Source organism: Macrococcus sp. CoH-51_TC_04, from assembly GCF_058188655.1.
On sequence record NZ_JBVGOY010000001.1, the window covers coordinates 431648 to 454355 of the forward strand.

30 protein-coding genes and 1 riboswitch are annotated in these 22708 nt (G+C 36.4%); of the genes, 4 read left to right on the top strand and 26 right to left on the bottom strand.

Annotated elements, in window-relative coordinates:
- Positions 1–19 precede the first annotated feature (19 nt).
- From ACZ2V4_RS02220 to ACZ2V4_RS02270, 11 genes are all read right to left on the bottom strand, one after another.
- Positions 20–856, bottom strand: coding sequence for a TlyA family RNA methyltransferase (locus ACZ2V4_RS02220; protein WP_413474522.1), 837 nt, complete (start codon positions 854–856; stop codon positions 20–22).
- Positions 843–2726: a 1-deoxy-D-xylulose-5-phosphate synthase gene (gene dxs, locus ACZ2V4_RS02225; RefSeq protein ID WP_283721880.1), complete on the bottom strand. Its 1884-nt coding sequence runs from the start codon at positions 2724–2726 to the stop codon at positions 843–845. Before dxs ends, ACZ2V4_RS02220 begins: the two co-directional genes overlap by 14 nt.
- A gap of 93 nt (positions 2727–2819) precedes the next feature.
- Positions 2820–3674 (bottom strand): polyprenyl synthetase family protein, encoded by an 855-nt coding sequence (locus ACZ2V4_RS02230; RefSeq protein WP_490514463.1) that lies wholly within the window; start codon positions 3672–3674, stop codon positions 2820–2822.
- Complete coding sequence (gene xseB, locus ACZ2V4_RS02235; protein WP_219491914.1) at positions 3667–3867, bottom strand: exodeoxyribonuclease VII small subunit; 201 nt, start codon at positions 3865–3867, stop codon at positions 3667–3669. Before xseB ends, ACZ2V4_RS02230 begins: the two co-directional genes overlap by 8 nt.
- Positions 3868–3879: 12 nt before the next feature.
- The gene (gene xseA, locus ACZ2V4_RS02240; RefSeq protein ID WP_419894973.1) at positions 3880–5208 is read right to left on the bottom strand and encodes an exodeoxyribonuclease VII large subunit; all 1329 of its coding nucleotides are present in this window, start codon (positions 5206–5208) and stop codon (positions 3880–3882) included.
- An 8-nt stretch (positions 5209–5216) separates the two neighbouring features.
- A complete protein-coding gene (nusB, locus tag ACZ2V4_RS02245; RefSeq protein WP_120785626.1) occupies positions 5217–5609 on the bottom strand; it encodes a transcription antitermination factor NusB in 393 nt (130 codons plus the stop codon).
- 42 nt (positions 5610–5651) lie between these two features.
- Complete coding sequence (locus ACZ2V4_RS02250; protein ID WP_012657076.1) at positions 5652–5999, bottom strand: Asp23/Gls24 family envelope stress response protein; 348 nt, start codon at positions 5997–5999, stop codon at positions 5652–5654.
- A gap of 85 nt (positions 6000–6084) precedes the next feature.
- Positions 6085–7434 carry an acetyl-CoA carboxylase biotin carboxylase subunit gene (gene accC, locus ACZ2V4_RS02255; RefSeq protein ID WP_490514464.1) on the bottom strand — a complete coding sequence of 450 codons (1350 nt, stop codon included), beginning with the start codon at positions 7432–7434 and terminating at the stop codon, positions 6085–6087.
- A gap of 1 nt (position 7435) precedes the next feature.
- Positions 7436–7864: an acetyl-CoA carboxylase biotin carboxyl carrier protein gene (gene accB / locus ACZ2V4_RS02260; protein ID WP_219491922.1), complete on the bottom strand. Its 429-nt coding sequence runs from the start codon at positions 7862–7864 to the stop codon at positions 7436–7438.
- Positions 7865–7983: 119 nt separating this feature from the next.
- Positions 7984–8541 (bottom strand): elongation factor P, encoded by a 558-nt coding sequence (gene efp / locus ACZ2V4_RS02265; RefSeq protein ID WP_012657079.1) that lies wholly within the window; start codon positions 8539–8541, stop codon positions 7984–7986.
- 24 nt (positions 8542–8565) lie between these two features.
- Positions 8566–9618, bottom strand: coding sequence for a M24 family metallopeptidase (locus ACZ2V4_RS02270; RefSeq protein ID WP_219491924.1), 1053 nt, complete (start codon positions 9616–9618; stop codon positions 8566–8568).
- 95 nt (positions 9619–9713) lie between these two features.
- Here ACZ2V4_RS02270 and ACZ2V4_RS02275 point away from each other — a divergent pair, with 95 nt between their 5' ends.
- Entirely contained in the window at positions 9714–10310 is a 597-nt protein-coding gene (locus tag ACZ2V4_RS02275; RefSeq protein WP_490514465.1) for a hypothetical protein, read from the top strand.
- Positions 10311–10324: 14 nt separating this feature from the next.
- Here the strand turns inward: ACZ2V4_RS02275 and ACZ2V4_RS02280 are convergent, their stop codons facing one another.
- Positions 10325–11155 (bottom strand): lipoate--protein ligase family protein, encoded by an 831-nt coding sequence (locus tag ACZ2V4_RS02280; RefSeq protein WP_219491928.1) that lies wholly within the window; start codon positions 11153–11155, stop codon positions 10325–10327.
- A gap of 104 nt (positions 11156–11259) precedes the next feature.
- Between ACZ2V4_RS02280 and ACZ2V4_RS02285 the strand changes: the two genes are divergently transcribed.
- Positions 11260–11640 carry a rhodanese-like domain-containing protein gene (locus ACZ2V4_RS02285; RefSeq protein ID WP_099483037.1) on the top strand — a complete coding sequence of 127 codons (381 nt, stop codon included), beginning with the start codon at positions 11260–11262 and terminating at the stop codon, positions 11638–11640.
- Between the two features lie 40 nt (positions 11641–11680).
- Here ACZ2V4_RS02285 and gcvPB read toward each other — a convergent pair whose 3' ends face one another.
- The 10 genes from gcvPB to comGA all read right to left on the bottom strand — a co-directional run bounded on the left by gcvPB (position 11681) and on the right by comGA (position 19773).
- Positions 11681–13150 carry an aminomethyl-transferring glycine dehydrogenase subunit GcvPB gene (gcvPB, locus tag ACZ2V4_RS02290; protein WP_490514466.1) on the bottom strand — a complete coding sequence of 490 codons (1470 nt, stop codon included), beginning with the start codon at positions 13148–13150 and terminating at the stop codon, positions 11681–11683.
- Positions 13143–14486 (bottom strand): aminomethyl-transferring glycine dehydrogenase subunit GcvPA, encoded by a 1344-nt coding sequence (gene gcvPA / locus ACZ2V4_RS02295; RefSeq protein WP_219491932.1) that lies wholly within the window; start codon positions 14484–14486, stop codon positions 13143–13145. The genes gcvPB and gcvPA overlap by 8 nt, the downstream gene beginning before the upstream one ends.
- 12 nt (positions 14487–14498) lie before the next feature.
- The gene (gene gcvT / locus ACZ2V4_RS02300; RefSeq protein ID WP_219494831.1) at positions 14499–15584 is read right to left on the bottom strand and encodes a glycine cleavage system aminomethyltransferase GcvT; all 1086 of its coding nucleotides are present in this window, start codon (positions 15582–15584) and stop codon (positions 14499–14501) included.
- 65 nt (positions 15585–15649) lie between these two features.
- Positions 15650–15735: riboswitch (glycine riboswitch) on the bottom strand.
- Complete coding sequence (locus ACZ2V4_RS02305) at positions 15722–16228, bottom strand: shikimate kinase (protein WP_219491935.1); 507 nt, start codon at positions 16226–16228, stop codon at positions 15722–15724. (Overlaps the previous riboswitch by 14 nt.)
- A gap of 160 nt (positions 16229–16388) precedes the next feature.
- Entirely contained in the window at positions 16389–16841 is a 453-nt protein-coding gene (gene comGF / locus ACZ2V4_RS02310; RefSeq protein WP_490514467.1) for a competence type IV pilus minor pilin ComGF, read from the bottom strand.
- A complete protein-coding gene (locus ACZ2V4_RS02315; RefSeq protein WP_419894979.1) occupies positions 16786–17028 on the bottom strand; it encodes a hypothetical protein in 243 nt (80 codons plus the stop codon). Before ACZ2V4_RS02315 ends, comGF begins: the two co-directional genes overlap by 56 nt.
- Positions 17015–17440 carry a competence type IV pilus minor pilin ComGD gene (gene comGD, locus ACZ2V4_RS02320; RefSeq protein WP_101037039.1) on the bottom strand — a complete coding sequence of 142 codons (426 nt, stop codon included), beginning with the start codon at positions 17438–17440 and terminating at the stop codon, positions 17015–17017. Before comGD ends, ACZ2V4_RS02315 begins: the two co-directional genes overlap by 14 nt.
- The gene (comGC, locus tag ACZ2V4_RS02325) at positions 17433–17765 is read right to left on the bottom strand and encodes a competence type IV pilus major pilin ComGC (protein ID WP_413474514.1); all 333 of its coding nucleotides are present in this window, start codon (positions 17763–17765) and stop codon (positions 17433–17435) included. The genes comGD and comGC overlap by 8 nt, the downstream gene beginning before the upstream one ends.
- Positions 17766–17777: 12 nt before the next feature.
- Entirely contained in the window at positions 17778–18851 is a 1074-nt protein-coding gene (gene comGB, locus ACZ2V4_RS02330) for a competence type IV pilus assembly protein ComGB (protein ID WP_490514468.1), read from the bottom strand.
- A complete protein-coding gene (gene comGA / locus ACZ2V4_RS02335; RefSeq protein WP_219492120.1) occupies positions 18802–19773 on the bottom strand; it encodes a competence type IV pilus ATPase ComGA in 972 nt (323 codons plus the stop codon). The genes comGB and comGA overlap by 50 nt, the downstream gene beginning before the upstream one ends.
- Positions 19774–19984: 211 nt before the next feature.
- Here comGA and ACZ2V4_RS02340 point away from each other — a divergent pair, with 211 nt between their 5' ends.
- Complete coding sequence (locus tag ACZ2V4_RS02340; RefSeq protein WP_041636023.1) at positions 19985–20233, top strand: DUF2626 domain-containing protein; 249 nt, start codon at positions 19985–19987, stop codon at positions 20231–20233.
- A gap of 27 nt (positions 20234–20260) precedes the next feature.
- On the opposite strand, the gene ACZ2V4_RS02345 is transcribed toward ACZ2V4_RS02340, so the two are convergent.
- On the bottom strand, positions 20261–20881 hold the full coding sequence (locus ACZ2V4_RS02345) for an MBL fold metallo-hydrolase (protein WP_219492123.1): 621 nt from the start codon (positions 20879–20881) through the stop codon (positions 20261–20263).
- Positions 20882–20970: 89 nt separating this feature from the next.
- On the opposite strand from ACZ2V4_RS02345, the gene ACZ2V4_RS02350 reads away from it, so the two are divergent.
- Positions 20971–21210: a DUF2759 domain-containing protein gene (locus ACZ2V4_RS02350; protein WP_219492126.1), complete on the top strand. Its 240-nt coding sequence runs from the start codon at positions 20971–20973 to the stop codon at positions 21208–21210.
- 27 nt (positions 21211–21237) lie between these two features.
- Here ACZ2V4_RS02350 and ACZ2V4_RS02355 read toward each other — a convergent pair whose 3' ends face one another.
- From ACZ2V4_RS02355 to ACZ2V4_RS02365, 3 genes are read right to left on the bottom strand one after another with little or no spacing between them, the layout of a single operon-like run.
- Positions 21238–21549: an MTH1187 family thiamine-binding protein gene (locus ACZ2V4_RS02355; RefSeq protein ID WP_086038848.1), complete on the bottom strand. Its 312-nt coding sequence runs from the start codon at positions 21547–21549 to the stop codon at positions 21238–21240.
- Positions 21549–22517 (bottom strand): ROK family glucokinase, encoded by a 969-nt coding sequence (locus ACZ2V4_RS02360; RefSeq protein ID WP_413474511.1) that lies wholly within the window; start codon positions 22515–22517, stop codon positions 21549–21551. Before ACZ2V4_RS02360 ends, ACZ2V4_RS02355 begins: the two co-directional genes overlap by 1 nt.
- On the bottom strand, positions 22514–22705 hold the full coding sequence (locus tag ACZ2V4_RS02365) for a YqgQ family protein (RefSeq protein WP_490514469.1): 192 nt from the start codon (positions 22703–22705) through the stop codon (positions 22514–22516). The genes ACZ2V4_RS02360 and ACZ2V4_RS02365 overlap by 4 nt, the downstream gene beginning before the upstream one ends.
- Positions 22706–22708 lie beyond the last annotated feature (3 nt).

Consider the following 22708-nt stretch of genomic DNA (forward strand, 5'->3'; position numbering starts at 1 on the left):
ATATGAAAAAACCACTGACCTAACAGTGGTTTAAAGTATTAAAAGCTTCATTTATGATGGATATAATATCAGTATCCTTAAAAATTTGCTGTCTATTATGTGAATGATTATCCATCGTACCCTTCTCAAATTTAAGATGCAATAAATATTCAATATTCCCTTTAGTCCCCGAGATTGGAGAATACGTAAGGTTTTGAGGGCGCAGATTATAATCAGTTGCATAATTCAATACTTTTTGGATTACATTTATATGTGTATCCTTCGACTTGACGATACCTTTATCAACCTGTTCTTTATGGGCTTCAAACTGTGGTTTGATCAGCGCAATTATATCACTGCCATCTTTAATAACTTCGACAAGTGTCTTAAATATAAGCGATAGGGAGATAAAGCTGACATCAATGCTTACAAAGTCAGGAATAGGATCAAATAAATCACGCGAAACATATCTAAAGTTTGTCTGTTCCATTACTGTGACTTTCGGATGAATACGAAGACGGTAATCCAGCTGGTTTGTTCCGACATCGAGCGCATATACATGTTTTGCACCATTTTGAAGTGCACAGTCCGTGAAACCTCCTGTAGAGGATCCTATATCGAGATGAACGCGATCATTTATATCGAGATCAAATTGCTGTAGTGCTTTCTCTAATTTCAGTCCGCCTCTACTTACATATTTTTTTCGTTGATCCTTAACTCGTATTCTTATCTTTAGCGGATCAATCTTTTCACCAGCAGTATCAATACGTATATTATCATCAAAAACGAGTCCTGCCATTATTGCACGCATTGCAGCATCCTTCGTCTGATAATAATCTTGAGCTACAAGATATTCATCTATCCTAACTTTCTTCATGTAATATCGCCAACTGCTTTATTTCATGGATAAGATTTGCTTTATTAATACCAATATCGTCAAGCAGCATAGAAACATCCCCATGCTCTATATACTCATCGTCGATTCCAATACGTGTTACGTGGACATTCAAGTGTAAATCAGAATAATAATTGCTAACAGCTGCTCCAAAACCACCACTTAACATTGCTTCTTCTACCGTCAATACAGGGATATTACGTTTAGCAGCGGCATCTAGATACTGGTAATCTAAAGGCTTAATGAAACGTGCATTTACAACTTCAATGCTGACTCCTTCTTTTAGAAGCTCTTCTCTGACTGCTTCAATGAGCTTTAATGTCGGACCGAAACTTAATACGATTACATCAGTGCCTTCATGAAGCACTTCCCAGTTGCCTCGCACGATACTTTTTGGTGTTGCATCTACTTTCACACCATATCCATTACCACGGGGATAACGAATCGCTATAGGGCCCTCATATTCATAAAATGCATTATGTAAGAGGTGATACGCTTCATTTTCATCCTTCGGCATCATAACAGTCATATTCGGCATATGCGTCAAGAAAGAGATATCGAAGACACCTTGATGTGTCTCCCCGTCCGCACCTACAAGTCCAGAGCGGTCGATACCAAAAACTACATGTAAGTTCTGTCTATCCACGTCATGCAGCATTTGATCATATGCCCGTTGTAAAAATGTCGAATAAATCGCAACGTAAGGTTTCATACCGTTAGCAGCCATTCCTGCCGCCATTGTAACCGCATGTTGTTCTGCTATCCCTACATCAAAAAACTGTTGCGGAAGTTCTTTTTGAAACTTCGTGAGCTTACTTCCGACAGGCATCGCAGGCGTAATGGCTGCGATCGTCTTGTCTCTTTCTGCAAATGACTGCACAGTATCACTAAAAAACTGACTCCAAGAAGGGCCTTGTACACTTCCCTTCAAGACCTCACCTGTCTCAAGTTTATATGGACCTAGACCATGCCATGTGCCGATCTTATCATTTTCTGCCGGATGATAGCCTTTCCCTTTTTTCGTAATGACGTGAACTATTACTGGGCCATCAATGCGTTTTGAAGTCAGTAATGCTTCCTCAAGCTCCTTATAGTTATGACCATCTACCGGTCCAATATATTTAATACCTAACTCTTCAAAAAAGATACCGTTGACGACAAGATATTTTAAACTGTCTTTCACACGATCTGCCGAATCTCTAAGCTTATGTCCTCCTGGAAGTTTGCTCAAGAAGAGATCAATATCACTTTTAGCACGATTATAGTTCGAGTTCGTTCTTAATCTTCCGAACATATTATGCATTGCCCCGACATTCGGCGCGATACTCATTTCGTTATCATTTAAAATGATTGTCATATTCGTTTTATCATGACCAATATGATTTAATGCTTCTAAGGCCATTCCACCTGTTAACGCTCCATCTCCAATGATGGGCACTACTTCATAATGCTGCTGCTGAATATCACGCGCTTTCGCCATTCCCATCGCTGCTGATAAAGAAGTAGAACTATGCCCTGCTTCCCATACATCATGTTTACTTTCATTCAGCTTTGGAAACCCGCTTAATCCTTTATATTGACGTAATGTATCGAACTGCTCTGCTCGACCTGTCAAAATCTTATGGATATATGCCTGATGGCCGACATCAAATATCAATTTATCTTCTGGACTATTAAATACTTTATGGAGTGCGATCGTCAGTTCAACGACCCCTAGATTTGCACCAATATGTCCACCTGTAACTGCACACTTTTCTATTAGAAAGGTTCTTATGTCCTGACTCAATCCATCTAATTCTTCATATGATAAATCCTTTAAAAAGGAAGGATCTTTAATCTTTGTAACGTCCATTACTTCCCCACCTACAGTCTATACTTTAGTAATCCCTATTATAACACTCTTTTGTAAGTCATGAAAAATAAAAAAAGCCTTCGCAGGCTTTAATTATTTGTTTCTTTCGATAATAAATCTTATAAGCTGTAGCAAGCCATCATTAACTGGACGTAACGCTTGTACTAGTTTTTCTGTATGTTCAAATTTTTCTTTCAGCAGTGCTTTAGATTGTTCAAGGCCGAGCAATGAAACATAAGTACTTTTATCATTTTCGACATCACTGCCTACAGGTTTACCAATCTCTTCAAATGAGCCTTCAACATCTAATATATCATCCTGTATTTGAAACATGAGCCCCACATTTCTTCCAATTTGGTCTAGAAGCTGCATCTTTTCGTCCGAAAGCTTCATGATTATCCCTGCTGCAACGAATGCCGCTCTAATCAGCTCACCTGTCTTATAACTATGTACTCGTTCCAGCTGATTGAGTCCGAGTGCCTGATGTTCGCCTTCCATATCAAGCATTTGTCCGTAAACCATTCCTTTAGAGCCAGCAGCTTCACTTAACAGACTTATAAGCGGCAGCTTGATATCTGCATCAAACTTACTTTCTGTAATCATACGAAAGCTGTCTGTCAATAATGCGTCCCCGGCTAATATTGCTGTTGCTTCATCAAAATGCTTATGATTTGTTAATTTACCTCGTCTATAATCATCATTATCCATGGCAGGTAAATCATCATGGATAAGCGAATACGTGTGGATCATCTCTAAAGCCACACCAAAAGATAGACCGTCAACAGCATTACCACCCAAACTATCTATAGTCGTCAAGACAAATAATGGGCGTATCCTCTTGCCACCAGCACTTAATGAATAGTGCATGGAGTCAAATAACCGGTTGTCCTTTGAGTTATATAACCCTGCAATCACATCTTCAATATTTTGGAGAAAATGTTTATTCATCTGGATTTTCCTCAGCACTATTCAGCTTGGTAAGCTTCGCTTCTGCTTCAGCAAGCTTCATTTGGCAGGCTTGAGATAATTTTACACCTTGTTCATACAGTTCTATAGATTTTTCTAGACTCACCTGTTCATCGTCAAGCGCTTTAACGATTGATTCCAGCTGCTGCATCATTTCTTCAAATGTCTTAGCCATGATAATCACCTCTTATTTATTAATATGCATCACTTCTGCCTTAATTTCCCCATCATTAAGCTGTATATGTACATAATCATGTTCATTCACATCATCTACAGATTTAATAATCTTATCCTCACTTCGCACAATCGCATAGCCTCGTAATAAAGTCTCTGCTGGACTTAAAGATGACAGTAAAGCAATATGGTGTTTGAGCTGCTGATGATAGTTTGACAGCTTATATGATAGCATTCGATCCATAACATTCTGCATCGAATGAATCTGCTCATATTGATACTTTAATTTCGTATTCAACTTCTGCGCATCAATTTTATTCGAAATGAAATGAAAATTCATCTTATTCTGATTGATCAAATTAAATGATGCATGCTTCATTCTCTGCTCAAACTCATCTAGTTTCTGCATCTTCTGTTCGATCAGCATATATGGATTTTTAAAGATATAATATGAAGAAAGATAATTTAATCGTTCATTATTATGCTTTAGTCTTTGATTCATTGCGCGCAGCATCGTGATATCTACTTGCTTTAACCCGACGAGCAGCTCTTTGCTATCTGGTGTTGCCATTACGGCTGCTGCAGTCGGAGTAGGGGCTCTGTGATCCGCCACTAAGTCACTGAGTGTAGTGTCCGTTTCATGCCCCACCGCAGAAATGACCGGTGTATTACATGCATATATCGCTTCGACGACAACTTCTTCGTTGAACGCCCACAAATCCTCAATAGAACCCCCACCACGTCCCACGATAATAACATCGGCACCTAACTGATCAGCTGCATTTAAATTATTGACGATATCATCTTTTGCTGCTTCACCTTGAACGATTGTTGAAATATACGTAACTTCCGCTAAAGGATAGCGTCTGGATAACGTCGTTCTAATATCTTGTACAGCAGCTCCAGTACTCGCTGTAAGCACCGCGATATGTTCAGGATATTTTGGTAGCTGTTTCTTATTTTCTACATTAAAATAACCTTTTTCGAAATACTTTTTCTTCAAAGCTTCTAGTCGTTCATATAATATACCAATACCATCTAATCGAATATCTTTGGCATAAAGTTGATAGCTCCCTCTACTTTCGTATACACTGATACGTCCCGTAATAAGAACACTGTCTCCTTCTTTTGGAGAGAAAGTAAGCTGTGCTGCATCACGCTTAAACATCATACAGCTAATAACACCGTCATTATCTTTTAATGCAAAATAAAGATGGCCACTTGAATGACGCTTAAAATTTGACAGTTCACCCTTAATATAGACATTGGTTAAATAAGGATCTTTATCAAACTTCGTTTTAATATATCTCGTTAATGCACTTACACTTAGATACTTCTCCATAATTATCACTACGCCTTATTTTTAATAATTTCACTCAAAACTCCGTTGATAAACTTATAGCTTTCATCGTCGCTAAATTTCTTCGCTAAGTTCACTGCTTCGTTGACAATTACTTTTTCTGGTGCATCTGTATACAGTAATTCAAATGCGCTTAGTCTCAGTATAATACGGTCAATTTTATTGAGGCGCTCTAATGCCCATGACTTCAGGTGTGGCGTAATCTTGTCATCCAGTTCATTTTGTTTTGAACTGACACCACGAACTAATTCATCAGCAAATACATCTCTGTTTGGAGGTTCCACGATAAAACGTGTTGCATCTTCCACTGATATTTCGTGCGCTTCATTTTCTATCTGAAATAATATTTGTATCGCATGTTCTCTAGATTCTGTTCTCGACATAAAGTTTCTCCTTCAATCAAAAAGGGATGCAAGCATCCCTGATTAATTCTCTTTAAATTTAACATTTACAATATGGATATTTATTTGTGACGGCTCAATCGCAGTCATATTTCCTAGTGCATTCTTGATTGCTTTTTGTACAAGTGTAGCAGTCTTTGCAATCTTTGTACCATAGTCAAATGCGCAGTACGCATCTAGAACTATCGTGTCATCTTTCGTATCAACTTGTACACCACGTTGATTTTTAACACCAAGCTTTTCTAAAGATTTACTTTTTTGTACAAGTGACACACCTTTCACTTCTGAAACTGCAATTGAGGCAATGAGTTCAATAACACTTGGCGCAATTTCAACTGTCCCAAGATTACCTTTTTTATTTGTTTCGATCATGACATAACCTCCTGTCTATAACAATAACTATACCATGAATTTATTATAAAATAAAAACAGAAATTAAAAAACGCTAAACGCGTTTTTAATCTGACAATATATTGTTGTCTTCAAGAAATTTAGTGTTGTAGTCATTTGAACGAAATGTTTCATTCTGAATTAATGCCATATGGAATGGAATCGTTGTATCTATACCTAATATAATAAATTCTGAGAGCGCTCGATACGCTGAGTTTAGTGCAGTTTCTCGGTCTTTATCATGAACGATAAGCTTGGCAACCATCGAATCATAAAAAGGTGGAATGCTGTAGTTTGTGTAACATGCCGAATCTACTCTGACACCATAACCCCCAGGAGCAATATACTGGGTAATTAACCCTGGAGAAGGCATAAAATTATGATATGGATTTTCTGCGTTGATTCTAAATTCAATCGCATGACCGTTAACCTTTATCTCTTCTTGTGTCATCGTAAGTTTTTCACCACTCGCAATTTTTATCTGCCATCTAACAAGATCTGTCGCTGTCACCATTTCTGTAACTGGATGCTCAACTTGAATACGCGTGTTCATCTCCATGAAATAAAATTGCTTCGTATCTATATCATATATAAATTCAACAGTTCCGGCACCTTCATAGTTAACAGCTTTAGCTGCATTAATTGCTGCCTGACCCATCGCATATCGCGTAGCTTCATCAATATATGGCGAAGGACTTTCTTCGACGAGTTTCTGCATACGACGCTGTATCGTACAGTCACGTTCCCCGAAATGCAGTGTATTGCCGTATTGATCCGCAAGGACTTGAATTTCTACATGACGGAAATTTTCTATAAACTTTTCTAAGTATAAACCATTATTCCCGAATGCAGTTTCTGCCTCCTGTTCTGTCATACGATAGCCATCTCTTAACTCCTGCTCATTCCTGGCAACACGTATGCCTTTGCCACCACCGCCAGCAGTCGCTTTAATTATGACCGGATAACTCATGGTTTCAGCAAGTTTTAGCGCACTTTCAACATCTTCCAGTAACCCATCGCTCCCAGGCACCACTGGAACACCAGCTTTTATCATCTCTTTTTTAGCAACGTCTTTAATTCCCATCTTACTGATTGATTGATGACTTGGGCCGATAAACTTAATTTGGCATGCCTCACACATTTCAGCAAACCGTGCATTCTCTGCTAGAAATCCATAACCTGGATGAATCCCATCACATCCTGTACTACTCGCAATCATCAGTATGTTCGGGATATTCAAATAAGAGTCTTTAGACTGTTTCGGACCTACACAATATGCTTCATCAGCAAGCTGTGTATGTAGTGCATCTCTATCAGCTTCTGAATAGATAGCAACGGACTGGATTCCTAAATCTTTAAGTGCTCGAATGATACGTACCGCTATCTCTCCTCGATTTGCCACTAATACCTTCTTCATATCACTTCACCTTGAAGAGGGGCTGACCATATTCTACCAGCTGACCATCTTCAACTAAAATTTCAATGATTTCTCCACTTACTTCAGCTTGAATTTCATTGAACAGTTTCATCGCTTCTAAAATGCACACAATACTATCATTCGTCACCTTATCCCCTACCTTAACATAAGGATCCGCTTCAGGGGATGGAGATTTATAAAATGTTCCAACCATAGGCGCATTAATCGTAATAGTATCTTCATTATGTTCTTCAGTCGTAGTTATCTCTTTAACTTGAATTTGCTCCTGTGTCAGTTGCTTTACAGGTGCTGCCACCTTTTCTTTTTCTTTCTTCAATACAACCTTCAATTCTTTATCTTCATAATTAAATTCAGTGATTTCTGATCTATCGACCATATCAATCAGTAATTTTATATGTTCAAGATTCATAAGATACTCCTTTATACATAGTTTTAAGACTAGCTACTAATCAATTGTAAACTAGTGGTCTGACCAATTCAACAATAAAAATAAAAAAGACATGTATAAAAACATGTCTTTCATAAAAATTATCCTCGAGATACGTAAGAACCATCTGTTGTGTTGATAATTAATGTATCCCCTTCATTAACAAATAAAGGTACGTTTAATGTGTATCCAGTTTCAACAGTAGCAGCTTTCGTCGCACCTTGAGCTGTATCACCTTTAATACCAGGTTCAGTCTCAGTAACTTGAAGCGTCACTGTATTCGGTAATTCAACACCTAAAGTTTCCCCTTCATACATCTGGATATGAACTTCCATATTTTCTTTCAGGAACTTTAATTCATATTCAATTGTATCCTCAGATAATTCAATCTGTTCATATGATTCAGTATCCATAAATACATGCTGATCGCCTGAAGCATATAAATACTGCATGCGTTTGTTGTCAATTTGAGCTTTTCCGACTTTTTCTCCTGCACGGAATGTCTTTTCCTGGATTGCACCTGTTCTTAAATTTCTTAGCTTTGAACGTACAAATGCAGCACCTTTTCCCGGTTTAACGTGCTGGAATTCAATAACACGCCATATACCATTATCTACTTCGATTGTTAAACCTGTCTTAAAATCATTTACTGAAATCATGAATTTTCCTCCTCAATATACCTACTATAAAATAATAAGGTCTTTTGTGGAATGTGTAAAGCGCTTTAGACCATTTTTAGTGACTAAAACATCATCTTCTATACGAACGCCACCTAAACCTGGCACATAGATTCCGGGTTCAAGCGTTACACACATATTTTCTTCCAAAGTATGAGGAGAACGTTGTGAAAGCATAGGGTTTTCATGCACTTCAAGTCCAATGCCGTGTCCAAGACTATGGCCAAATGCGTCTCCATAACCATATCCTGCAATCACGTCTCTCGCAATTTTATCCGCTTCAACGCCAGTCATTCCAGGTTTAATTTCGTCAAGTGCTTTAAGCTGCGATTCTAAAACAATGTTATAGATTTTAACCATCTCGTCTTGTGGCTCTCCGACTGCAATTGTTCGTGTAATATCCGAAATATAACCTTCATAAAGTGCACCATAATCAAATGTAATCATTTCACCAGATTCAATCACTTTATTACTTGCAACACCGTGTGGTAATGCACCTCTGATGCCTGATGCGACAATTGTTTCAAAAGAAGAACTTGTAGCACCTAATGCTCTCATCTTCATCTCCATCTCATTATTTAGATACATTTCAGTTACACCAGGTTTTGTAATCTTTAAAATATAATCAAACGTAGCGTCTGCGATATCCGCAGCTTTTTGTATCTGCTCGATTTCAAATGGTTCTTTTATCATTCTAATCTTTTCAATTTCACCAGTAACATCAATAAGCTCTGCACCTGTTGCAAGCTGCATGTACTCTTGGTAAGTGACAAGATTCCCTTCAAATCCTACTGTCTTTAATTCTAACTCTTTAATTACTTCAGTTATCATATTTAGTAAAGATGTTTTTTGTTTTACGATTTCAAAAGATTGTGCCTGTTTCGTTGCTTGTTCTATGTATCTGAAATCTGTAACGAGTATGTTTCTTTCCTTACTGATGATCAAGCCTGCACTACTGCCTGTGAATCCAGATAAATATCTTCTGTTATGTGGTGAAAGGACTACGACTGCGTCCAGCTGCTTTTCTTCTAATAAATGTCTGACTTTTTCTATTTTCATCTTTTTCTCCTTAGTATATGTATTTTGACTATATTTTCTGAATATATACATGTTACCATAGTATTTAGAAAAACGAATCATTCGAGGAGTAAAAAATGAAAAAATTCAAAATATTATCATTAATAATGACTTCTACTATAACACTTACTGCCTGTGGCGGAGGTGCTGAAACTGACCTAACCGAAAAATCCAAGGACTTAAATAAGGAAATTAAAGTACTAAAATCAAAAATCGAAGATCAAAAAACAGATTTAATCACCAAGCAAAACACTTTAAATGCTACTGACAATGAATTAAAACAGCTGCAAGGGAGCATGCAGATGGCTAATCATGAATATACAACGCACTTTAATTCTTATGCAGCTTCACTTGCCTTAGCGATTAAAGATTTTTCAACGATTGAAAGTAAGCTTTCAGAACAGAATGATATCCAGATAAAAGAAACACTAAGCACAATTAAATCCGACGTCAAAGGCACAATCCAGCAATATAATCATGTATTTAAAAATAGCGAACCCCCCTCAACATTTACAGGTGTGCATCGCCAGGTTAATGATGCGAACCATAAATTTGATAAGGCGTTCAGTTTAATCCATAATGGCTACGAAACATCTGATACAAAAAAAATAACGCAAGGTAAAGCGATGCTTCACGATGCGATAGATGCATTTGACAAATTAACAATTGAGTAGGTAAGCGCATGCGCTTACCTTCTTTTTAACCATTCTTCACTTCTATATTTTTCTATTAGTACAGAAACTTCCTGTTCAATCTCAGCAGTTACTTCAAAAGGCTTGAGCTTAATGTCGAGACCTTTCTCAAACCCTTCATAAAATGCTTCTTCCATCATTGCAATGGTAATCTCTTCATCGGTCAGATCAGCTATACTGACTGCTTTGGAATAGAAGCTACGTTTCATACGTTCTTTCAGTCGTTCGCTACTAAAGATGAACAAATCAAACAGTTCATCTACATCAATCGACTGTAATATTGAACCGTGCTGCAGAATCACTCCTTTTTGACGGGTCTGTGCGCTACCCGCAATCTTTTTGCCTTCAACAACTAGTTCATACCAGCTCGAAGCATCGAAACATACTGAACTTCGCGGGTCTTTTAGGCGTTCTCTATCTTCTTTCGTCCTTGGCACCGAAAATTCCGCCTGGAACCCTAAATTCTTAAACCCTTCTAACAGCCCTGTTGAAATCACTTTATAAGCAGCAGTAATCGACTCCGGCATCATAGGATGAGATTCAGGTACGATCACACTGTACGTCAGTTCTTTATCATGCAGAACTCCTCGTCCACCTGTCGCACGTCTGACAAGTCCGTATCCTCCGGTAGACACTTTATCAAGATCAATTTCTTTTTCTAGTTTTTGAAAGTAACCGATCGATAATGTTTTCGGATTCCATCCATAGAATCTGATGACAGGCGGCAGCTTTCCTTGTGCTACTAAGTTAAGCAATGCTTCATCCATCGCCATATTATAATATGGATCATTATTGTGTGTATTGATAAACAACCATTCTTCCTGCATATGCAACCCTCTTTACTGTATGTCTATAGTTTTAAAAAATACTTTGAAAATAAAGTATATTATATCTATAATATATCTATGAAATAAAAAGGAGGAATACCTGTATGAATTTCTGGTATGTGTTAGGTATTGTTCTTCTCTTACTATTCATCTATATACTTGTTAATTACTTTATTAATCGTAAAGCTGTTACTGAGTTAAGTCAAGATGAGTTTCAACAAGGGTTAAGAAGAGCACAAGTAATCGATTTACGCGAGAAGGCTGACTATGATTATGGTCATATCATCGGGGCAAGAAATATTCCGATGTCAATATTTAGAACACGTATGCTAGGTCTACGTAAAGATCAGCCCATCTACTTCGTCGATGCGAACGGTATTTCAAGCTATCGTGCTGCACGAATGATGAAGAAGCATGGATATAATGATATCTATATGCTTAAAAATGGCTATAAAGGCTGGACTGGCAAAATTAAGTCAAAATAAAACAAGGTTAAGACATGCGTCTTAACCTTGTTTTTTTATACTACTTCTCGTTTGAACCTTCATACTTTAAAACCGGTTTACGTGCTGCTAATGTTTCATCTAATCTACCGATCACCGTGTGATGTGGTGCTTCTAGTACGATATCCGGATTCTCTTCAGCTTCTTTAGCGATTTGAATCATCGTATCACAGAATGAATCTAGCGTTTCTTTTGATTCTGTTTCTGTCGGTTCGATCATCATACATTCTTCTACGTTAAGCGGGAAGTAGATTGTTGGTGGATGGAAGTTGAAGTCTAACAGGCGTTTCGCCATATCTAAAGTTCTAACACCAAGTTTCTTCTGTTTAGATCCACTAATTACGAATTCGTGCTTACAATGACGGTCATATGGTAATACGAAGTAATCCTGCAGACGACGCATCATGTAGTTCGCATTTAGCACTGCAACTTCTGAAGCTTCTTTCAGACCATCTGGACCCATCGTACGAATATACGTATAGGCACGTAAGTAGATACCAAAGTTACCATAGAAAGGTTTAACGCGACCAATTGATTGTGGTCGGTCGTTATCAAATTTAAAACCATCTTCCCCTTTAATGATATGTGGTTTTGGTAAGAATGGCACTAGATCTGCTTTCACACCCACTGGTCCAGAACCTGGTCCACCACCCCCGTGAGGTCCAGTAAACGTTTTATGTAAGTTCAAGTGAACTGCGTCAAATCCCATGTCTCCAGGGCGTACTTTACTCATAATCGCATTTAAGTTTGCGCCATCATAGTATAATTTACCGCCGGCAGCATGTACGATTTCACGGATTTCTAAAATATCTTCTTCGAATAAACCTAAAGTATTTGGGTTTGTCAACATGATTGCAGCCGTATCATCACCTACAACACGCTTTAAGTCCTCGATATCAACTAGCCCGAATTCATTTGATTTAACGGTTACTGTTTCAAAGCCAGCAACTGTTGCAGATGCAGGGTTAGTACCGTGTGCTGAGTCAGGTACGATGACTTTTGTGCGGTTATGGTCTCCATTCGCTTCATGGTAAGCACGAATCATCATAAGTGCAGTCCATTCACCATGAGCCCCCGCTGCTGGTTGAAGCGTTACTTCATCCATACCTGTAATTTCTTTTAAGTGTTCTTGTAAATCGTAGATTACTTCTAAAGAACCTTGAATTATTTTTTCATCTTGAAGCGGGTGAGCGTTCGCAAAGCCTGACATACGTGCGACTTTTTCATTAATCTTTGGATTGTACTTCATCGTACAAGAACCTAGTGGATAGAACCCAGAGTCTACACCATGGTTTTTATTTGAAAGTTCGGTATAATGACGCATTAAATCTAGTTCCGCTACTTCAGGCAGCATCGGGCGTTCTTTACGGATGAACTTACTATCTAATAAATCTTCGACTTTTTTATTTTCTACTTCTAATTCTGGTAATGAATAGCTGAAACGATTTTCTTTTGAACGTTCAAAAATTAACGGAGAGCTTCCTTTAAGCATTGAACACACCTACTTTCGCGATAAATGTATCAATTTCTTCTTTCGTACGTAATTCAGTTACTGCAATTAACATATGGTTATGATATGTCTCTTCAACTTGACCTAAGTCATATCCACCAATAAAACCTTCATCAAGAAGCTTTTCATTAATCTCTTTAACCGGATGATTAAATTTCACTACGAATTCATTAAATGTTGTTCCTTCAAGCACTTCGAATCCTTCTTCAATCATACGTGATTTCATATAATTTGCTTTTTGTAAGTTCTGGTTCGCCATTTCATAGACGCCATTCTTACCTAATGCACTCATTGCAACTGACGCAGCTAAAGCATTTAAAGCTTGATTAGAACAGATATTTGATGTTGCTTTATCACGACGAATATGTTGTTCACGCGCTTGTAATGTTAATACAAATCCGCGGTTTCCTTCATCATCCTGTGTCTGTCCAACAAGGCGTCCCGGCATTTTACGCATTAACTTCTTCGTTGCTGCAAAGTAACCACAGTGTGGCCCACCCAGTTGTGCTGGAATACCAAATACTTGTGCATCTCCAACAACTAAGTCTGCCCCGAATTCTCCAGGTGGTGTTAATAGACCTAGACTCATCGGATTACTCGAAACTACGAATAAGGCCTTAGTGCCTTCAGTGAAAGATTTGATTGTTTCTAAATCCTCTATACTTCCGAAGAAGTTTGGATATTGCACCATTACACATGCAGTATCTTCGTCAATTGCTGCTTTTAAAGCATCTAAATCCGTAACGGTATCTTTCACATCAATTTCAACTACTTCTAGATGTTGACCTTTTGCGTAAGTGTGTAATACTGCGCGTGATTGATCGTTCACTGCTTTTGAAACAATAATCTTCTTATTTCTCGTATGACCACATGCAAGCATTGCTGCTTCCGCAAATGATGTACCTCCATCATACATAGAAGAGTTCGCACAATCCATACCAGTAAGTTCTGCAATCATCGTCTGGAATTCAAAGATGGCTTGTAATTCACCTTGTGAAATTTCAGGTTGATAAGGAGTATATGCAGTATAGAATTCACTACGTGAAATCACATGATCTACCACTGTCGGAATATAATGATCATATACGCCTGCACCTAAAAATGACACATGTGTATCACTCGTTACGTTCTTGTTTGCAAGCGCCTGTAATTCTCTTAGTAACGGAGTTTCAGATTTACGTGGCTTGATATTTAAATCGCCCTGGAAACGTACTTTCTCAGGTATATCCTGGAACAACTCATCAACTGAGTTGATACCGATTGTCTCCATCATTTCTTTTTTATCAGTTTCTGTTAATGGTATATAACGATGACTCATTTTCTTCGCCCCTTAATTTTTATGGAATGGAGTTTTAACAACTTTTGCTGGAATACGTTTTTTACGAACTTGTACATAAACTTCTGTATCAATTGCTGTAAAATCTGTATCAATTAATGCTAAAGCAATTGAACGGCCAGTTAATGGTGATTGCGTTCCACTAGTAACATAACCGATTTTATTATCCTTATTATCAAACACTTCATAGTCAGTACGTGCAATCCCGCGTTCTAACAGTTCAATACCAGCAGATTTACGCTTTACACCTTCTGACTTTTGAGTTTCAAGTACTGACTTGCCGATAAAGTTGCCTTTATCAAGTTTAACGCTGAAGCCCATCTTAGCTTCATAAGGTGTTATATCAGTTGATAAATCTTGTCCGTGTAGCGGTAATGCCGCTTCTAAACGTAACGTGTCTCGAGCACCAAGACCACAAGGCGTAACACCTAAATTAAGCAGTGCTTCCCAGATTGCTACCGTATCTTCGGCTTTACAATAAATTTCAAAGCCATATTCACCAGTGTAACCTGATTGACTTAAGATTACGTTTTTACCGAAAATTTCAACATCTTTTAAAAATTCAAATAATTTCATTTCCGAAATATCTTCCTTAACTTCAGGTGCAAGCTTTTCTAAAGTTTTAGGCCCTTGTACTGCAATTTGTCCATATTCAGAAGATACGTTCGTTATTGTTACACCATCTTTTTCATGTGATTTTAACCATTCGAAGTCAATATCAGTATTTCCGGCATTTACTACGAGTAAGTATTTATTCTCTCCTAATTTATATACAACAAGGTCGTCAATGACACCACCATCTTCATTACAGATCATTGTATACTGAGCTTTTTTATCAGTCATTTTAGATGCATCATTTGTAAGTACATACTGAAGATATTCAAGTGCATGCTCACCTTCGACAATAATTTCACCCATATGACTGACATCAAACATCCCTACGCCTTCTCTAACAGTGATATGTTCTTCTTTAATGCTAGAAAATTGAACAGGTAAAGCCCAACCAGAAAAATCAATTACTTTTGCACCATCTTCCAGATATTTTTCATAAAGTGGTGTTTTCTTTAATTCTGACATGATATTCCTCCTAATTGTTAAAAATAAAAACAGCATAGCATAGTGCTATCCTGCTTCATTACAGGGTTTGTCCGGAAATTATCCTTTTGCCTGAGAGTTTAATATAGCGATGCCCCTTCGGCGATGATTTATCATTCTCTCTAACTTCCTTCTTCCGCAATAATAAAATTGTGAATTTCCTGCACACAGTCTGACAGTTCATCATCATTGTTAACGCTAATGTATGCGATTTCATTATAACGTGAACGTCTTCCAAAGTACAAGTCTTTAATAGCATCAAATGATCTATTCATCGCATTCGGACGATTAGCATCATTTATAATTCTATTATACACAGTGTTAATGTTCGTATCTACCCATATATTCATTTTATTTTCTTTTAAAAGTGAAATATTGTTCGGATTTTCGACAATTCCACCACCTGTAGCTAATATAATATTCATGTTTATGTGTTTTTTTAAAACGATATGTTCCAACGTTCTGAAGTAAGTTTCTCCGTACTGGTCAAATATATCCTTGATCTTCATATTCATTTCTAATTCAATTTGTTCATCGATATCAACAAACTTTATCCCAAGCTTTCGTGCTAATAAATTACCGATTGTTGTTTTTCCAACACCCATAAATCCTACAAGTACATAAGCCAACTAAACACCTCTTTTTTCTACAGACTTTAGAATCTCTTCATAATAATACTGTTCAAGATGATCCATTGTCTTTAATTTTAACATGAATCTGTTGCTATAATAACTTAAAAAAAAGACTGTTAAAAATAATAGAATCAGTAAATATGGCGTTATAAACCCATTATAGAACCTGATATTTCTTTGCGAGAGATTCATTTTTTGATTGCAGAGATATGTATAGATGTTCATCTTCTATAAAAAAGACTCCTTCCTTAATGCCTTCCAGCATGATGATGTAACCCTCCTCATTTACTTTTCGTACGATGCGATCGTGCACACATTCATATGTAATCAAATCTGCTCGAAGTGCTATTCGAAGTTTGCCATCCCTAACTGTAACGTCCTTCGCATTTTTAAGTTCAGTAGCAATCTCCCTTAAAAATAAAGCCGTATTTATATCGTGATGATCTGTAGAACGTCCGTTAAATTGATATATCTGAATTAAGATCATCGGTATAATTGATATAACAATCATAACTACAGCCATATTAATAAGCATCTCAAGCAGCGTAAATGCTTTATTTGAACGTATGGCATATCTTAGATGCTTTAATACAGATTGTATCTGCTTCACGTGTGTATTCTCCTTCTCTAATTACGATATGCATATACAGTAACCGAATCTTTTCAAGCGTAGCTTGCTTCCTCTGATATGTCATGGACATTTCGTTGTACATTGGAAGTAGCAGCATTACGATTAGGATGATGACAGAAAATGCCAGCATGCTATCTATCAATAAAAAACCACTATAACGTTTCAATTCTCATTCTCCCCCAATGAATCTGAAAGATTAGACGATATTTTTTATCGCCTATATGATAAATAACTGAGCCACCTTTATTAATCCCTCTCCCATCAAAATAATACTGCATATTATTCGAACTATTGTGCCGATCAATATAACCATCATCTATTTGATAGGAAGCATTAATGTCGAGTGCAGCTGATTTAATATAAATGGTGTCACTTCCCGGAGGAAATGACACATAGATATTCACCTTAGATACAATGGCTTTTGTCTGATAGTAATTTAGTAGTGAAATTATTTCATCATTAATCTCTTCATGTTTTATTTCATCTAGTTTAAACCTGTTTACAGGTACAACAGCGAGTATTACGGTGACAATCATTAGTACAATGAGCATTTCTATATATGAAAATGCTCTAAGCACCTAATGATGCCTCACCATTATTGATTATTATGTCTGCTCCATCTTTACATTTCACTTGATTTTCTTTTAAATATTCAGGAACAAGCTCATTTATTGTAGATGGTGTTTTACCCGTATCAATTCGATATGCCTCAATCTGACCTTGTACCATCTTTACTTGAGCTTCACATCCTTTAGCCTGTACTGTCTTAGATTGTTTAGCGATATTCGGAATGATAACGATGATTAAAATCGAAATTACGAGTAATACTAATAACATTTCAATTAAAGTAAATCCTTCATTCTTACTAAATTGTTTTTTTAATCTGCTCGCTATGCGTTTCACTATAACTCCTCCTTATTTTATACCTTCCATCATTTGTAGCATCGGTAATATGATGACGAGATACATGGTCACAATTAACAATGCTAATATCATAAAAATTACTGGCTGAATTGCTTTTATACAGCGTAATAATCGATGTTGAAATCGATCAAATATAAATTCACTGTAGTATTTTAGTTCCTTATCTAATTTTGAATTTCGCTCTCCATGCTCCATAAATTGAACAAGTGAAGACTCGAATATATTCAACTCCTTGACAGCATCAGGGAGCGGTCTACCTTCTAAAAGCTTATGATTGATCATGAGTGCAATGTATCGAAAGGTTTCATTCTTATTCTGTGACGATAATATTTGCAATATTCTTTTCATCATCACACCATTGGACAGAAAGAAAGAAAGCATTTCACTAAAGCGATAGGTAATGTACAAGCGATACAAATCTTTAATCAGCGGTACAGAATATAATATTTTAAGCTGACCAGCAACAGACTGTTTCCTAAAATAGAAAGCATAAGCTAAAATAAGTGCTATGAATAATAGTATAAAACTATAGATGATATAAGGTAGAGAAAATAAAATTGCAGTCATAACTTTTATTTCTGTCCCTACATCTACATCCATAGTGTCATACATAGATTGAAATTGAGGAAGTACCGTTAAGTTTACTGTAAATATAAGCGCAATAAATATGAGGATTAAAATAAGAGGGTATTGAATTGTCTTTATAAGTTGTGAGGCAAGCCTTGCTTTACTTTCTAAATAATCGTAACATCGTCCCAATGTCATATTTACATCACCGTACCGCTCAGCAAACTGTACCTGCATTACAATATCATCACTATAGTTAAAGTAGTCGAGCAACTCGGATAACTGCTTTCCTGATTCAAGTAATTTTAATGCCTCTTCCTTTATCTCTTTTTCAATTTCTATATATTGCGTATTCAAGAAAGAGACTGCTTCATAAAGAGTGAATCCGTTATTTGTCATTTCAGAAATTCTGATTAAGAAATCTTTGTGATATATTCTCAGACGATTTTTATAGATCAAATTTTTCAAATTCATGTTGTGAAATCTGATTTGTTTCATACATCTCCTTAAATATGTCAGCCAGCGTTCTATAGTTTATATGTTTATCCTTTAAATATTTTTCAATATCCTTTTTTGTCAAAAATTCATAGGCTAAAACACGCTCCTTTCCATCTATTCTTTTTACAAGTCTTTGATTGATAATTAAATTAATACTTTGATATAGATCAACAGCATTAATTCCCATTTCTTTAAGTCGAAATAATGCGCCGATGCAATCATTCGCATGTAATGTCGTTAAAACTAAATGCCCGCTTAACCCTGCATTGATAACTTGCTGGGCTACGACTGAATCTCTTATTTCACCTAGCATAATGATATCTGGATCACATCTAAGGATTGCCTTTATCGCGGTTTGATACGTTATCTCTGCTTTTTCGTTAACATTAACTTGTATGATACCGTCAATATGCTGTTCTACAGGATCTTCTATTGAAATTACTTGTCGTTTCAATGTATTCTTCGCAAAATGTACAAGTTGATACATTAATGTACTTTTACCACTTCCAGTTGGTCCACTAATGATAATTATACCGCTTGATTTTTTCATTTGATTGAACAATATTTGATCATCTGTCTGATATTCATCTATAAAACTTTGTCTGATAATCCTCAATACACATGCTTCATCACCTAATGACCGAGGTAAAGTAGATGCGCGAATATTGTATCGTAAGTTATTCAGGTTAAAATGTATTATGCCACTCTGGGCCTTATTCTTTTCTGATACATCAAGATGTGCTGTAAATTTAATATATGAAAGTAGTTTTCTAAATAATATATCGTCGATGTCGCTATAGTCTTCAATATCACCTTGTATCCTAAATTTAATAGATATGCTTTTATCACCAGGAATGAAGTGTATATCTGATGCACTTTGTAAAATTGCCTGCTCTATTATTTCATTGAATAATCTCTCCATCTCTACCTCCTCATCTATCATATAAGCTTATTCTTGATCTTTCTTCTTAAGCTATTTAATATCATACAAATAAATAAATTTATCTAAATTTACAAATAAAAAAGAAAAAATTGGATGTTACAAATTTCGTAAAATTAAGGTTTACTTATCTTATCGTTAACTTTATAATAATAAGTGATATGAAGAGTCTGAAATTAGGGGGAATTGCCAAATGGATAAGGTTTTTAAAACTTTAGGGTTCTGGACAGCAATCTTTGCAGTAATGTTCTATGTAGGCGGAATGTCTATGATGTCATTTGTATTCATTGCTCAAACAGGATTTTTTGTATTACTTGGATACTTAAACTTATCAGAAAGAATGTACATGTATATATTTGCAGCATACTTAATCGTGTGTTTCGTAGGCTTCACTTATTATTCTACATTTTTATTAGAGCCAAGCTTTGGCCACCACGAATAAAACCTTCCGGAATCGGAAGGTTTTTTTCTATAAGTATGGATTGTGTGTTTTTTCATATCCGACAGTCGTTTCAGGACCATGACCCGGACAAATGATGAATGCTTCATCTAATGAAAGTAATTCCCTTTCGATGCTATTGAGTAATTGCGACGTATCTCCTTGATAAAGATCTGTTCTTCCGATACCTTCCTTAAACAAAGTATCACCAACAATCGCAAAATTCTTAAATATAAAACTTAAGCTCCCTGGCGAATGTCCTGGCGTATGTCGTACTTCAAAACTAAATGTTCCGATTTGATGGAAACCATTATCCATAAATTTCGGCTGTTGCTTCACTATTGTGGATTCTATTCCGTATTGACTGAATTTATCTGAACCATTTTTAAGCGGGTCTGTTAAAAAGTATTTCTCAATTTGAGACATATAAACTTCACACTGATAATAGCTACATATTGCATCAACTGCTCCAATATGGTCAAAATGTGCATGTGTCAGCAGCACACCAATTACTTTTTTATCTGTATTACCGATTGTAGCGATGAGCCTATCCGCTTCATTTCCTGGATCAATGATTAAAATTTCTTGTTCATTCTCTAATATATAGCAGTTCGTTTCAATCATACCTAAAGCAATTTTCTTTTTCTTCAAACTGAATTCCTCCTAAAATTTACTCGACAAATATATACTTTAATTATACAATATTAATGATAACAAAAGAAAATCATGGGGGTTATACTATGCCATTTATTAACACGGGCGAACTATTTGAAGTTTTTGGCGTAAAAATTCACATCGGTGTGAATATTTTTGCGATTCTAATGTTTTTAGTTTTCTTATTTTCAATAAAAGCACTATTAAGTTCATTAAAGTCTAAAAATGTATTAGGCATCATTTTTGGTCTACTTGCAACTTTGTCTTTTGGATTCTTCTCGTTAGCAACAATCTTCACTTATGGATATCCAATTTTACACCATTAAAAAAAGACATCATTCGATGTCTTTTTTTTAATGCATATGTTTCTTTACAGCGTCAAGCTTGTCATTCATCTTTCTTTGCTTATCTCTTCGATCATCAATTCTAATATTCGTACACACCCGTTCAACCCCTGCCTGAAACGGAGATTCGTGAATGCGTTCTAATGCTACGAGACAGTCGTGAAGCTCTCCTTCAATCAATGTACTCATCGGTGTCAGTTGATAATCTATCTTTCCCTCTTGTTTCATCGCTTCAAGTATATTCTGTACTTCCGCAACATATTTACTGATACTGATAGATTTTCCATCCATCGGTATGATTACAACATCTATTATCGCCATTATATTTTCTCTCCTAGAATATAAATTTTGATTAAACCTGCAGCACCAATCATCCCTGCATCATTGCCTAGCTCAGCAGTTACAATCTTTGTTCCTTCATAAGCTGGAAGGAATGTTAAGTCTTTATAATACTGTTCGATATGATCTACAAGAAACTGTCCTGCTTTAGAGACCCCCCCACCAATAATAATGTGCTTAGGATTTGTCATGACACTGATAATGCTAAATGCATAAGCGAGGTGCTTCGCTACTTTCTTAATCACATATACCGAAAACTCATCCCCTGCTTTTGCGGCATCAAATATCATCTTTGCCTGAAGCTCTTTATTTCTGATTGCATCTTCGATCACCGTCTTGAATTGAAGCTCTTCATAATAATGATAAGCTAAATTTACGACCCCTGTAGCACTTGCAACCGTCTCAAGACAGCCATGTTTTCCACAGTTACATTTAAATCTCTGCTTCGTATCTACAGTAATATGCCCGAATTCACCTGCTGCACCATTGAATCCGTGAATAAGCTCATGATTACTGACGATACCCCCACCTACGCCTGTACCTAGCGTTACACATACGACATCAGACTCATTTCTGCCTGCTCCTCGAAATTTTTCACCGAGCGTTGCTACATTTGCATCATTATCTACATATACTGGCAATCCGCTTAATGCTTCAAACTGCGCTTTAATATCGATCTTACCATGCCAGTTTAAGTTAATCGCTCCATTGATGATGCCATTGTTAAAATCTACCGGACCCGGAACACCGAGACCCACACCTATGCAGTCTTTAATGTTTAAATTTACATCACTTAAATGTTTAATAAATGAATCATAAATGTTCTTTAATATATGTGTTCCGTTATCCTCTTTATTCGTAACAATTTCCCATTTTTTAATAATATTAAGGTTTGAGTCTAATATACCTAGCTTACAAGTTGTTCCACCTATATCTGCTGCTAAAATCATAGTTTATTCATCCTTCTCTGATTGATCAGTAAACGCGCCTGGATATAAGTCTCATTATCAATTAACATTGCATCATGCAATGACTTTAACTCTTCATCCATCATCGCTAACGTATTCTTTTCATCTTTAAAATAGATAATAATTCCAAATTTTTGCAATAGTTTCTGTACATCATAGAATTTCTTCATTTT

What these genes read in the sequence shown, in the direction of transcription:
- ACZ2V4_RS02220 (WP_413474522.1), bottom strand. Translation starts at nt 856, where the DNA reads ATGAAGAAAGTTAGGATAGATGAATATCTTGTAGCTCAAGATTATTAT.
- dxs (WP_283721880.1), bottom strand. Translation starts at nt 2,726, where the DNA reads ATGGACGTTACAAAGATTAAAGATCCTTCCTTTTTAAAGGATTTATCA.
- ACZ2V4_RS02230 (WP_490514463.1), bottom strand. Translation starts at nt 3,674, where the DNA reads ATGAATAAACATTTTCTCCAAAATATTGAAGATGTGATTGCAGGGTTA.
- xseB (WP_219491914.1), bottom strand. Translation starts at nt 3,867, where the DNA reads ATGGCTAAGACATTTGAAGAAATGATGCAGCAGCTGGAATCAATCGTT.
- xseA (WP_419894973.1), bottom strand. Translation starts at nt 5,208, where the DNA reads ATGGAGAAGTATCTAAGTGTAAGTGCATTAACGAGATATATTAAAACG.
- nusB (WP_120785626.1), bottom strand. Translation starts at nt 5,609, where the DNA reads ATGTCGAGAACAGAATCTAGAGAACATGCGATACAAATATTATTTCAG.
- ACZ2V4_RS02250 (WP_012657076.1), bottom strand. Translation starts at nt 5,999, where the DNA reads ATGATCGAAACAAATAAAAAAGGTAATCTTGGGACAGTTGAAATTGCG.
- accC (WP_490514464.1), bottom strand. Translation starts at nt 7,434, where the DNA reads ATGAAGAAGGTATTAGTGGCAAATCGAGGAGAGATAGCGGTACGTATC.
- accB (WP_219491922.1), bottom strand. Translation starts at nt 7,864, where the DNA reads ATGAATCTTGAACATATAAAATTACTGATTGATATGGTCGATAGATCA.
- efp (WP_012657079.1), bottom strand. Translation starts at nt 8,541, where the DNA reads ATGATTTCAGTAAATGATTTTAAGACAGGTTTAACAATCGAAGTAGAT.
- ACZ2V4_RS02270 (WP_219491924.1), bottom strand. Translation starts at nt 9,618, where the DNA reads ATGAAAATAGAAAAAGTCAGACATTTATTAGAAGAAAAGCAGCTGGAC.
- ACZ2V4_RS02275 (WP_490514465.1), top strand. Translation starts at nt 9,714, where the DNA reads ATGAAAAAATTCAAAATATTATCATTAATAATGACTTCTACTATAACA.
- ACZ2V4_RS02280 (WP_219491928.1), bottom strand. Translation starts at nt 11,155, where the DNA reads ATGCAGGAAGAATGGTTGTTTATCAATACACACAATAATGATCCATAT.
- ACZ2V4_RS02285 (WP_099483037.1), top strand. Translation starts at nt 11,260, where the DNA reads ATGAATTTCTGGTATGTGTTAGGTATTGTTCTTCTCTTACTATTCATC.
- gcvPB (WP_490514466.1), bottom strand. Translation starts at nt 13,150, where the DNA reads ATGCTTAAAGGAAGCTCTCCGTTAATTTTTGAACGTTCAAAAGAAAAT.
- gcvPA (WP_219491932.1), bottom strand. Translation starts at nt 14,486, where the DNA reads ATGAGTCATCGTTATATACCATTAACAGAAACTGATAAAAAAGAAATG.
- comGB (WP_490514468.1), bottom strand. Translation starts at nt 18,851, where the DNA reads ATGAAACAAATCAGATTTCACAACATGAATTTGAAAAATTTGATCTAT.
- comGA (WP_219492120.1), bottom strand. Translation starts at nt 19,773, where the DNA reads ATGGAGAGATTATTCAATGAAATAATAGAGCAGGCAATTTTACAAAGT.
- ACZ2V4_RS02340 (WP_041636023.1), top strand. Translation starts at nt 19,985, where the DNA reads ATGGATAAGGTTTTTAAAACTTTAGGGTTCTGGACAGCAATCTTTGCA.
- ACZ2V4_RS02350 (WP_219492126.1), top strand. Translation starts at nt 20,971, where the DNA reads ATGCCATTTATTAACACGGGCGAACTATTTGAAGTTTTTGGCGTAAAA.
- ACZ2V4_RS02355 (WP_086038848.1), bottom strand. Translation starts at nt 21,549, where the DNA reads ATGGCGATAATAGATGTTGTAATCATACCGATGGATGGAAAATCTATC.
- ACZ2V4_RS02360 (WP_413474511.1), bottom strand. Translation starts at nt 22,517, where the DNA reads ATGATTTTAGCAGCAGATATAGGTGGAACAACTTGTAAGCTAGGTATA.
- ACZ2V4_RS02365 (WP_490514469.1), bottom strand. Translation starts at nt 22,705, where the DNA reads ATGAAGAAATTCTATGATGTACAGAAACTATTGCAAAAATTTGGAATT.